The sequence below is a fragment of the Kribbella caucasensis genome (assembly GCF_004361855.1).
GTDB lineage: Bacteria > Actinomycetota > Actinomycetes > Propionibacteriales > Kribbellaceae > Kribbella > Kribbella caucasensis.
The window spans coordinates 25,888-37,082 of sequence record NZ_SNWQ01000042.1 but is presented as its reverse complement, the minus strand read 5'-3'; the positions used below and the strand labels follow the sequence as shown (position 1 = coordinate 37,082).

The following is an 11,195-nucleotide window of genomic DNA, read 5'->3' as shown; positions in this document are numbered from 1 at the left end:
CTGCGACGACCCCAAACCACTGAAACCGACCCGCTCGACCCAAACCCGTCCGTCGAGACCGACCCGGAAACGCACCTATTTCAGCGGCCTCCTAGTCGTCGATCAGGGCTTGTAGGGGTTCTCGGTCGGGGAGGGGGACGTAGGCGGCGTAGTAGTCGTAGAGGTTTTGGCGGGCGATTCGGGCGGCGGCGTGGCCGTCGCCGGCTCGGATCGCCTCGACCACCTCGGTGTGGTGCTGCAGTGATTCGAGCATCAGGGCGCGGCTGTTGGTGGCGTTCGCGATCTTGTCGGCGATCAGGCCGAGCACGACGCCGCGGACGACCTCGTTGCAGGTCTCGATCAGCGAGTTGCGGCTGACCCGCGCGATCACCTCGTGGAACGCCAGATCCGCCTCGCTGAACGCGTTGAAGTCCACGTCGATCGCCGCCCGCATCGCGACCAGGGTCTGCTCCATCTCCGCCAGTTGCTCGTCTGTGCGCAGTCGCGACGCGAGCTGGATCGCCGCGCCGTCCATGATCATCCGGAACCCGATCAGCTCACTCAGAGTCAGCTGATCCACCCGCGCCAGCCGGAACAACTGCTTCCGCAGCGGCGCGGAAGTGAACGGCAGGATCTCCGGCCCGTTCGGATCGCCCGGCCGGGACCGGACCACCCCACCGCTCTCGAGCACCCGCAGCGCCTCCCGGACCGTCGACCGGCTGACGGCGAACTGCGAGACCAGCTCCCGCTCGCTCGGCAGCCGTTGACCGGGGGTGAGGTCGCCCCGGATCAGCGCGTCCTCGATCTGCTCGACGATCCGCTGGTACGCGCGGACCGGCTGCACCGGCTGGAACTTCGGTTCCTGCGCCATCAGCCAATCCTTTCCACCGCATCGCTTGACAGGTCCATCTCGTGGGACAACCCTAGTGTCCTAATGAGACCTAGTCCACTGGTCCGACCAGCTCAGGAGTCCCCGTGAAGTCTCTCGCCGCCGCGCTCGTCGGTTCAGCCGCCCTGCTCGCCGTCGCCGCCTGCTCGGCGGGATCCGGTACGTCGAGCGGCACCTCGCCCGGCGCGGACCAGTCGCTCGCGATCGGCCTGGTCGCCGAGCCGGCCAGCCTCGACTTCACCACCACCGACGGCGCCGCGATCCCGCAGGCGCTGCTCGGCAACATCTACAACGGGCTGGTCAAACAGGACGAGACCGGCAAGATCGTGCCGGACCTGGCCAAGTCCTGGACCGTCTCACCGGACCGCAAGACCTACACCTTCACGCTGGTCGACAACGCGAAGTTCACCAACGGGCAGCAGTTCACCGCCGATGACGCGGTGTTCAGCATCGACCGGGTGAAGACGGCCTGGACCACGTCGCTAAAGTCCGCGATGGACGTCGTGCAGACCGCGAAGGCCGTGTCGCCGACCGAGCTCCAGGTGACCCTGAGCAAGCCGAGCAACGACTGGCTGTTCCGGATGACGACCCGGATCGGCGCGATGTTCTCCAAGACCGGGGTGGACAAGCTCGCGACTGACCCGGTCGGCACCGGACCGTACAAGTTCTCCGAATGGAAGCGCGGCGACTCGATCGTCCTGCAGCGCAACGCCGACTACTGGGGCTCCAAGCCGTACTTCGGTCAGGTCACCCTCAAGTACTTCAAGGACCCGACCGCCCTCAACAACGCGCTCCTCACCGGCACGATCAACGTGATCGGCACCGTGCAGGCCCCCGAGGCGCTCAGCCAGTTCACCGGCAACGACAAGTACCAGGTGATCGAGGGCACGACGAACGGCGAGGTACTCCTCTCGTTCAACAACTCGCGCCCGGTGTTCAAGGACATCCGGGTCCGCCAGGCGATCCGGTCCGCGATCAACCACCAGGCGCTGATGGACACCTGCTGGGCCGGACGCGGCAAGCTGATCGGCAGCATGGTCCCGCCCACCGACCCGTGGTACGAGGATCTCACCGGCATCGCGCCGTACGACCAGGCGAAGGCGAAGTCGTTGCTGCAGGCCGCGGGTGCGACCGGCGCCACCCTGCGGCTCCGGCTGCCGACGTTGCCCTACGCAACTTCTTGCGGGCAGGTGGTGAAGAGCCAGCTGGAGCAGGCCGGGCTGAAGGTGCAGATCGACCAGCTCGAGTTCCCGGCCGCGTGGCTGACCTCGGTGCTGAAGGGCGGGGACTACGACATGTCGATCATCTCGCACGTCGAACCGCGTGACCTGCGGCAGGTCTTCAACGCGAAGTACTACACCAAGTACGACGACCCCACGTTGAAGCAGTACCTCGACGCAGCGGACGCGGGCGACGAGGCCACCCAGATCGCGGAGATGAAGAAGGCCGCGCGCCGGATCTCCGAACAGGCCGCCGCCGACTGGCTGTTCCTGTTGCCGAACCTGATCGTCGCCGACAAGAACATCCAGGGCCTGCCGAAGAACGCGATCACCGAGTCCTTCGACCTGTCCCGTCTCACCCGGTGACCCGATGCTGCTTCGCCTGATCGAGCGCACCGCCGTGCTCCTGGTCAGCCTGGCGGTCAGCTCGGTGCTGGTCTTCGGGTTCCTCGCGGTGCTGCCCGGCGACCCGGCTCGGGTCGCGCTCGGGGTGAACGCGTCCGACGAGGCTGTGGCCGAGTTGCGTCGCCAGTTCGGACTCGACCGGCCACTGACCACGCAGTACTTCGACTGGCTGGGCGGCATGCTGCAGGGGGATTTCGGCCTCTCGTACATCTCCAAGGCGCCGATCGGCCCGCAGATCACCGACCGGTTCCAGGTGACGCTGTGGTTGGTGGTGACCAGCGTGGTGATCGCGCTCGTGGTCGCGGCCCCGGCCGGTACGGTGATGGCCGCTCGGCATCGGCAGCTCTCCGGGCTCGCGTTGTCGGCGTTGTCACAGGTGGGCGTCGCCGTGCCCGCGTTCCTGGCCGGGATCCTGCTGATCATGGTGTTCGCGGTGAAGCTCGGCTGGTTGCCCGCGAACGGCTGGACACCGCCGGCCCAGGATCCGGGGATGTTCCTTCGACAGTTGGTCCTTCCGGCGTTGTCGTTGGGGCTGGTGCAGGGCGCAGTACTGACGCGGTACGTGCGCAGTGCCGTGCTCGACGTACTGCGTGAGGACTACCTCCGCACCGCACGCGCCAAAGGACTCCGGCCCTTCCCGGCGTTGTGGCGGCATGGTCTTCGCAATGCGGCCGTCCCGGTCGTGACGGTGCTCGGTCTGCAACTCGCGACCCTGCTCATCGGCGCGGTCGTGGTCGAGCGGGTCTTCGTGATCCCCGGCCTCGGCAGCCTGTTGCTGGACGGCGTTTCGAACCGCGACCTGCTCGTCGTCCAGGACGTCGTGATGGTCCTCGTCGTCGCGGTCCTGGTCGTCAACTTCCTGGTCGACCTGCTGTACGTCGCGCTGGATCCGCGTCTGCGGGTGACCCGATGAACCGCCGGTTGAACCCGAGTCTCATCGTCGGCGGATTCATCGTCGGCCTGATCGTGCTGATCGCGCTGCTCTCGTTCATCTGGACCCCGTACGACGCGACGCTGGTCGACTCGTCGATCCGGCTCGCCAAGCCTTCGTGGTCGCACTGGTTCGGCACCGACAAGTTCGGCCGGGACATCCTGAGTCAGCTGATGGTCGGGGCGCGGACCACGTTGTTCGTCGGCCTGGTCGCGGTCGGCGTGGCGGCCGTGATCGGCGTACCGGTCGGGATCCTCGCTGCGATGACCCCGCGCTGGCCGAGTGAGGTGATCATGCGGTCAAACGATCTGCTGCTCGCGTTTCCGGCGTTGCTGCTGGCCATCATGTTCGGCGCGGTGTTCGGGGCGAGCACGTTGACGGCGATGATCGCGATCGGGATCGCGACCGTGCCGAGTTTCGCGCGGGTGATCCGGAGTGGTGCGTTGCAGGTGATGCGGACCGAGTACGTGCTCGCCGCCCGGGCCGCGGGCCGTCGGCCGGTACCGATCGCGGTGCGGCACGTGTTGCCGAATGTGGTCAGCCTGATCACCGTACAGGCGTCGGTGTCCTTTGCGATCGCAGTACTGGCTGAGGCTGCGTTGTCGTTCCTCGGGTACGGGACTGCGCCGCCGACGCCGTCGTGGGGGCGGATGCTGCAGGAGAGTCAGGAGTTCTTGTTCAGCGCGCCGCGGTTGGCGGTGTTCCCGGGGCTCGCGATTGCGGTCGCGGTGCTGGGGTTCAACCTGCTCGGGGACGGGTTGCGCGATCGGTTCGACCCGAGGCTGGAGGACCGCCGATGAGTGACGTGCTCACTGTGCAGGGGTTGACGGTCTCGGTCCGCGATGTCGCGCTGGTCAGCGATGTGGAGCTGACGGTGGGGCCGGGGGAGCGGGTCGGGTTGATCGGCGAGTCCGGTTCGGGGAAGTCGCTGACCGCGCTCAGCGTGCTCGGGTTGTTGCCGGAGGACGTTCTCGCTGCTGGTTCGGTGCGGCTGTCCGGTGTTGACCATGAGCTGATCGGTGCGGACGAGCGGCGGATGTCCCGGGTCCGCGGCCGGCACCTGGCGATGGTCTTCCAGGAGCCGATGACCGCGTTGAACCCCACGATGCGGGTAGGCGATCAGGTCGCGGAAGCGATGCTGATCCATCGGACGAGATCCAGTCGCCGGGCTGCTCGCATTGCGGCCGCGGAGCTGCTGGAGTTGGTGCAGCTGCCCGGGGTGATGCGGACCTACCCGCACCAGCTGTCTGGTGGCCAACGGCAACGAGTCGTCCTGGCGCTTGCCTTGGCCAACGATCCCGCACTGCTCATCTGCGACGAGCCCACGACGGCGCTGGACGTCACGGTCCAGGCGATGGTCCTCGACCTCATCATGCGTGGGGTCGCAGCTCGCGAGTCCGCTCTCCTCTTCATCACCCACGACCTGGCCGTTGTCGCCACGGTTTGCCAACGGGTCCTGGTCATGTACGGCGGCCGAGTCGTCGAATCCGGACCGGTCACCGAGGTCTTCACCCGCCCTCGCCACCGCTACACCGAGGGCCTGATCGCAGCCTCAGACCTGGAATCCGCCGACTCCGGTCCCGCCGACGTCGGCCTTGCCACCAGCGCGCCGCGTCGCCTGCCGACGATCCCCGGCAACGTCCCGCCCGCCGGCCAGTTCCCCGACGGCTGCGTCTTCCGCAACCGCTGTGCCCACGCCACCGAAACCTGCGCCACCCTCCCACCCTGGACCGGCACCCCCACCCAAGGTTTCGCCTGCCACCACCCCGCCGGAGCCTCCGATGCCTGAACCCGTCATCCAGGTCACCGACCTGGTCCGCGACTACCCACGCCCCCGTACGTCGTTGTTCCGGCGCGCGCCCGTCGTCCACGCGCTCCGCGGCGTGAGTTTCGAAGTACGAGCCGGTGAACGCTTCGGCATCGTCGGCGAATCCGGCTGCGGCAAGTCCACCCTGCTCCGCATCCTCGCCGCCCTCGACCGCGCCACCTCCGGCCAAGTGGTTGTCGACGGCACCGATATCACCAATCTCCCGGAACGCCGGCTGAGCTTCCTCCGGGAGAACCTGCAGCTCGTCTTCCAGGACCCGATGAGCTCCCTCGATCCCCGGATGCGGGTCCGCGACATCATCGCCGAACCCCTTGTAGTACAAGGCCATCCGGCGTCCGGCGACCGTGTCCGTGAACTGCTGGATGCCGTCGGCCTGCCACCCAACGCGGGCGACCGCTATCCGCACCAATTCTCCGGCGGCCAGCGCCAACGCATCTCCATCGCACGTGCCCTGGCCCCGCGCCCGAAGATCCTGGTCGCCGACGAACCGGTCAGCGCCCTCGACGTCTCCGTCCGCGCCCAGGTCCTCAACCTCATCTCCGACCTGGTCGACGAACTCGACCTCACCCTCGTCTTCGTCTCCCATGACCTGTCCGTCGTCAAACACGTCTGCGACCGCGTCGCCGTCATGAACGCCGGCCAGATCGTCGAAACCGGCACCACCGGCGAGGTCTACGCCACCCCGGCGCATCCGTACACCCGCCGCCTGGTCGCCGCCATCCCCACCCTCGCCCGAGCCCTCACCGGCACCACCACAACCGATCTCCTGAAGGGCGCCCCGACATGAAGTTTCCGAGCGGCCTGCCCATCGGCGGCTCGTGGGTGGACGCGCCTTCGACCGCCCCGGTCCACTTCCCGTACGACGGATCGGTGGTCGCGGACGCACCGGTCGGCAACGTCGAACTCGCCCAGCAGGCCCTCGAGTTCGCGCTCTCGGTGCGTACCAAGCTCGCCGGGCTGCCTTCGCGGATCCGCAGATCAGCCCTCCAAGCAACGCACTCCGCCATCTCTGAGCAGCGCGACGCTTTCGTCGATCTCCTCGTGCTGGAGACCGGCAAGCCCTTGGTCGACTGCCGCGTCGAGGTCGAGCGCACCCTGCTCACCCTCGAGACCTCTGCCGAAGAGGTCGCCCGCCTCCACGGCGAGACGGTCCCGCTCGATCTGCTGCCCAGCGGCGACGGCCTGATCGGCTTCTGGGTCCGTAAACCGATCGGCGTCGTCGTCGGCATCACCGGCTTCAACTACCCACTCCTGCTCGCCGCCCACAAGATCGCGCCGGCCCTCGCCGCCGGCTGCCCCGTGATCGTGAAGCCGGCCCCACAGACCCCGCTCGCCACGCTCTGGCTGGTCCACGTCGTCCGCGAAGCGCTGGAAGCCGCCGGCGCCCCCGCGTCCGCAGTGCAGCTCATCACCGGGGGAGCGGAGGTCGGCTCCACCCTCACCACGGATCCCCGGATCGGCGCCGTCTCCTTCACCGGTTCCGCGGCGGTCGGCCACCAGATCGCGCGCGCCGCCGCCCCGACGAAGGTCCTCCTCGAACTCGGCTCCAACTCGGCCCTCGTCGTCGCCGAAGACGCCGACCTCGACGCGGCCGCGGACGCCGTAATACGAGGCGGGTACTACGCGTCCGGGCAAGCCTGCATCTCCGTCCAACGCGTCATCGTCGTCGAATCCGTCCGCGCCGCGTTCCTCGACAAGCTCAACCCGCGCCTCGCCTCGGTCGTAGTCGGCGACCCCCGCGACGAATCCACCCGAATCTCCGCCCTCATCGACCCCCGCTCCACCGCCCGAGTCCGCACCTGGATCGACCAGGCCCTAACCGCCGGCGCGACCCTCGCCAACCCCGCGCCCCCGGCGAACCCGGCGAGCGAAGCGACCCCGGCGACCGCCGCCCCGTCCGCCGCGAACGCCATCCAGCCGACCGTTCTGCTGGATGTGCCGCATGGGCAGCTCGTCTGGGACGAGGAGATCTTCGGCCCGGTGATCGCGATCCGCTCGGTCCCCGATATCGCGACCGCGTTCCGGACCGTCAACGAGTCCCGCTACGGCCTGCACGCGAGCGTCTTCACGTCCTCCCTCGACACTGCCTTCACCGCGATCGACCAACTCGACGTCGGGGGAGTGGTGGTCAACGAAGTCCCCGGTTTCCGCTCCGACGTGATGCCGTACGGCGGCGTAAAGGACTCCGGCATCGGCCGAGAAGGGCCCCGCTTCGCCATCGAGGAACTCACGACGACCCGGATGGCCATCATCCGCCCGAGGCCCTGACCATGTGCCCCAGAGCCCAGCGCATCCCTCGGAGTGATCCGCCTCCGCACCCACGATCGCGCCGCCCCACCAGCCGTCACTTTGAGCACGGGCCGGTCAGCCCTCGCCCGGTCCGATGCCCACCAGGTGCTCAAGGTTGCCGGGAGTGGTCACTTTGGGCACGGGCCGGTCAGGTTGCCCGGCGATCGGCGGCTGGTGGGTGCTCAAAGTCCGCGCGCGGTGAAGCCGACCGGATTCAGGTGAGTTGGGCGGATGGGTTGGTTTGGGCCGAGGCCGGCGGAGTCGGCCGTCACTTTGAGCACGGGCGGGTCAGCCCCGGTCCGGTTCGACGCCCGGTGGGTGCTCAAGGTGGCCGGGAGCAAGCGAGCCTCGGCGGTTGGTGTGGTGAGCGAGTGGAAGGTGGCACCTATGAGTACGCGTGATTACGGGAAGCTGTTCCACCTCGACGGTCGGCATGCGGTGGTCGTGGGTGCGGGCAGTGGGATCGGCCGGGAGAGTGCGCTCGCTCTCGCCGCCCAGGGAGCACGCGTGACTTGTGCCGACCGGGACCTCGCCGCGGCCGAAGAAACCGCCCGTATCGGTAACGACGATCGCCACGTTTCCACCGACCAAGGCGACGAGGTCTCTTCGCCCGATCACCGCGCGCGGCTCGCGGCGTACGAGTTGGATGTCCTCGACGCTGCGCAGGTCGAGCGGGCGGCGGGGGATTTGGGGGACGTGGACGTGCTCGTGTTCACGGCGGCGACCAATGTGCGGAAGCGGATCCTCGACTACACCGGCGAGGAGTTCGATCGGGTGGTTGCGCTCAATCTGCGGGCTTCGTTCGATCTGATTCGTGCCTTTGGCAACGGAATGGCCCAGCGCGGCCGGGGCAGCATCATCGGGTTCAGCTCTATCCGGGCGACGACGGTGGAGCCCGGGCAATCGGTGTACGCGGCAACCAAAGCCGGACTCGTCCAGCTGCTCCGTACCGCGGCCGCCGAGCTCGGCCCCAACGGCGTTCGCGTGAATGCGATCGCCCCCGGAGTCGTCGAAACCCCGCTCACCGCGCAGATCAAGGCCAACCCCGACTGGTACGCCGCGTACGCCGCCAAGAGCGCTCTCAATCGCTGGGCCACGCCGGACGAACTCGCCGGAGCCGTCGTCTACCTCGCCTCCGACGCCGCCACGTTCGTCACCGGCAGCGTCCTGGCCGTCGACGGCGGCTGGACCGCGATCGACGGCCGCTACGACCCGCCGAACTGAGGAGACAGCGATGACCGAGAGCCTGGCCGATCTGACCGCGACCGAACTGATCACGCACTATCGCGAGAAAGCGCTGTCACCCGTCCAGGTGATCGAGGACGTCTTCGCCCGAGTCGAGACCCTCGAACCGACACTCTGCGCCACCTACGCCCTCGATCCCGACGCAGCTCGCCAGGCCGCCCGCGAGTCGGAGTACCGGTGGTCCCGCAACGACCCGGCCGGCCCGCTCGACGGCGTACCGGTCACCGTCAAGGAGAACATCGCCACCCGCGGCACCCCAGTCCCGCAGGGAACCGCCGCGACTGACCTCATCCCCGCGACCGACGACGCCCCGGCGGCCGCGAGGTTGCGTGCGGCCGGCGCGGTGATCTTCAGCAAGACGACGATGCCGGAGTACGGGATGCTCTCGTCCGGCGTCTCCACGTTCCACCCGCTCACCCGCAACCCGTGGGACCCGACCCGTACCGCGGGCGGATCGAGCGCAGGTGCTGCCGCCGCGGCCGCCGCCGGATACGGCCCGATCCACCTCGGCACGGACATCGGCGGCTCGATCCGCCTCCCGGCCGGATGGTGCGGAGTCGTCGGCCTCAAACCCACCCATGGTCGGGTCGCGGTCGGCAACCCGTACCCGGGTAGGGCGATCGGCCCCATCACCCGTACTGCGGCCGACGCGGCGCTCGCGTTGTCCGTGATCTCCGGACCCGACCGCCGCGACCCGACCTCCCTGCCGCCCATCGACGACGTGTACCCCGAGGACCTGGTACTGCGCGGTCTCCGAATCGGGCTCCTCCTTGACGCCGGCCTCGGACTGCCCGTCGATCCGTCGGTCGCCGCGGCAATCTCCGCCGCCGCCCAAGCCCTTGAAGATGCAGGCGCAATCGTCGAACCGATCCCTCCGATCATCACCCGCGAAATGCTCGACGGGTTGGACCGGTTCTGGCGGGTCCGCTCGGCCGACGACATCGCCGCGCTGCCCGAGGAACGTCGCGCGAAGGTCCTCCCCGAGATCCGCCGGTGGGTGTCGACCGCCGGGGATCTGTCGCCGTTCGACGTGTTCCGCGGGTTCAGCCAGATGGGCGCGATGGCGGTCGCGGTCGACGCGGCGTTCGCGACGTACGACTTCATCCTGTCGCCGGTCGCCCCGATCACCGCGTTCGACGCCGAGCTGGCCTATCCGACCGACGATCCGCTGAAGCCGTTCGAACACATCGCCTTCACCGTCCCGTACAACATGTCGGCCCATCCCGCCGCGTCGGTCAACTGCGGCTGGTCCGGCAACCTCCCGATCGGCCTGCAGATCGCCGGCCCGCGGTTCGCCGACATGCCCGTACTACGGCTCGCGGCGGCCGTCGATTCGCTCCAGGGGGAGCACCGGGACTGGCCGACGGGGTAAATTCAGCACTGAGTGCACCGCACTGGACGGAGTCGATTCGGCACCGAGGCGAGGCATGGCTGGCCAACTCGGTAGTGAAGAGCTCCGCGTCGACCCGTTGCGACGCGGACTGCTGACGCACTGCTACCGAATGCTCGGCTCCATCCACGAAGCCGGCACCCTGGTCGAGCAACTCGTGCCGCCTTCGGCTGATCCGTTGGGCCTCCAGCCGAGCGGTGCCCTCGATCTCTACGCGGTCGCGACCCACAACTGTCTGCAGCGATCCGTCCATGCCCGCCCGCTCCCCAGCACGCTCGTCGCTCCGAGCGACGACCCCGAGGGCGAACTCGCCGAGCGCCCCGAGATCACCTGGCTCGAACCGATCCCCGACACCCTCGCCGCCGGCAACCACCTCGGCCTCGAATACATCACCGCCCTCCAGCACCTCTCACCCCGCCAACGCGCCGCTCTGATCCTCCGAGACCTCGAGAACTGGCCGACCACCGACGTCGCCGCGGTACTGAACCTCGACCCGGTTGAAGCCGAGGAAGTGCTGACGACGGCCCGCGAGAACTTCCACCCCGGACCGTCCACCGAGCGCGTCCCGTATCAGCGCGATCTCCTCGAGCGATACGCCGGCGCCTTCGAGCAGTACGACGTATCGGCGATCGTCGAGTTCTTCGCCCCGGACGCGATCTGGGAGATGCCGCCGTTCACGTCCTGGTTCCGCGGCGCCAAGAACATCGGTCGGCTGATCTCCACCCACTGCCCGGCTGAGGAACCCGGCGACCAGGTCCTGGTGCCGATCCGCGCCAACGGCCAACCCGGCTTCGCGGTCTACATGCGCGACCCGGTCGACAACCTCCACCGCGCCTTCCAGCTTCAGGTCCTGACCCTGACCGTGACCGGCATCGTCCACGCCGTCGCCTTCTTCGACACCACCCTGTTCGACGCCTTCGGCCTCCCCGATCTCCTGACGAGCCTCCCCGAATCCACCAGCGAACGCCCACGCGTCCATGTCGAATACCGAGGAACCAAGGAGAGCAAGGGGGAGTGAA

Annotated in this window: 10 protein-coding genes; 9 read left to right on the top strand and 1 reads right to left on the bottom strand. The window is 68.4% G+C overall.

Annotated elements, in window-relative coordinates:
* Positions 1 to 91: 91 nt before the first annotated feature.
* Complete coding sequence (locus EV643_RS41815) at positions 92 to 850, bottom strand: FadR/GntR family transcriptional regulator (RefSeq protein WP_133805788.1); 759 nt, start codon at positions 848 to 850, stop codon at positions 92 to 94.
* Positions 851 to 954: 104 nt separating this feature from the next.
* Here EV643_RS41815 and EV643_RS41810 point away from each other — a divergent pair, with 104 nt between their 5' ends.
* The 9 genes from EV643_RS41810 to EV643_RS41770 all read left to right on the top strand — a co-directional run bounded on the left by EV643_RS41810 (position 955) and on the right by EV643_RS41770 (position 11,194).
* A complete protein-coding gene (locus EV643_RS41810) occupies positions 955 to 2,454 on the top strand; it encodes an ABC transporter substrate-binding protein (protein WP_133805787.1) in 1,500 nt (499 codons plus the stop codon).
* A gap of 4 nt (positions 2,455 to 2,458) precedes the next feature.
* Entirely contained in the window at positions 2,459 to 3,406 is a 948-nt protein-coding gene (locus EV643_RS41805) for an ABC transporter permease (protein WP_133805786.1), read from the top strand.
* Positions 3,403 to 4,224 carry an ABC transporter permease gene (locus EV643_RS41800; RefSeq protein ID WP_202870031.1) on the top strand — a complete coding sequence of 274 codons (822 nt, stop codon included), beginning with the start codon at positions 3,403 to 3,405 and terminating at the stop codon, positions 4,222 to 4,224. The genes EV643_RS41805 and EV643_RS41800 overlap by 4 nt, the downstream gene beginning before the upstream one ends.
* Positions 4,221 to 5,213, top strand: coding sequence for an ABC transporter ATP-binding protein (locus EV643_RS41795; protein WP_133805785.1), 993 nt, complete (start codon positions 4,221 to 4,223; stop codon positions 5,211 to 5,213). Before EV643_RS41800 ends, EV643_RS41795 begins: the two co-directional genes overlap by 4 nt.
* Positions 5,206 to 6,039, top strand: a complete 834-nt coding sequence (locus EV643_RS46790) for an ATP-binding cassette domain-containing protein (protein ID WP_133805784.1) — start codon at positions 5,206 to 5,208, stop codon at positions 6,037 to 6,039. Before EV643_RS41795 ends, EV643_RS46790 begins: the two co-directional genes overlap by 8 nt.
* Complete coding sequence (locus tag EV643_RS41785) at positions 6,036 to 7,520, top strand: aldehyde dehydrogenase family protein (RefSeq protein ID WP_133805783.1); 1,485 nt, start codon at positions 6,036 to 6,038, stop codon at positions 7,518 to 7,520. The genes EV643_RS46790 and EV643_RS41785 overlap by 4 nt, the downstream gene beginning before the upstream one ends.
* A gap of 408 nt (positions 7,521 to 7,928) precedes the next feature.
* A complete protein-coding gene (locus EV643_RS41780) occupies positions 7,929 to 8,765 on the top strand; it encodes an SDR family NAD(P)-dependent oxidoreductase (RefSeq protein WP_133805782.1) in 837 nt (278 codons plus the stop codon).
* A gap of 10 nt (positions 8,766 to 8,775) precedes the next feature.
* On the top strand, positions 8,776 to 10,158 hold the full coding sequence (locus EV643_RS41775) for an amidase (protein ID WP_133805781.1): 1,383 nt from the start codon (positions 8,776 to 8,778) through the stop codon (positions 10,156 to 10,158).
* 55 nt (positions 10,159 to 10,213) lie between these two features.
* On the top strand, positions 10,214 to 11,194 hold the full coding sequence (locus EV643_RS41770) for an RNA polymerase subunit sigma-70 (RefSeq protein ID WP_133805780.1): 981 nt from the start codon (positions 10,214 to 10,216) through the stop codon (positions 11,192 to 11,194).
* The last annotated feature ends 1 nt before the right edge of the window (position 11,195 follow it).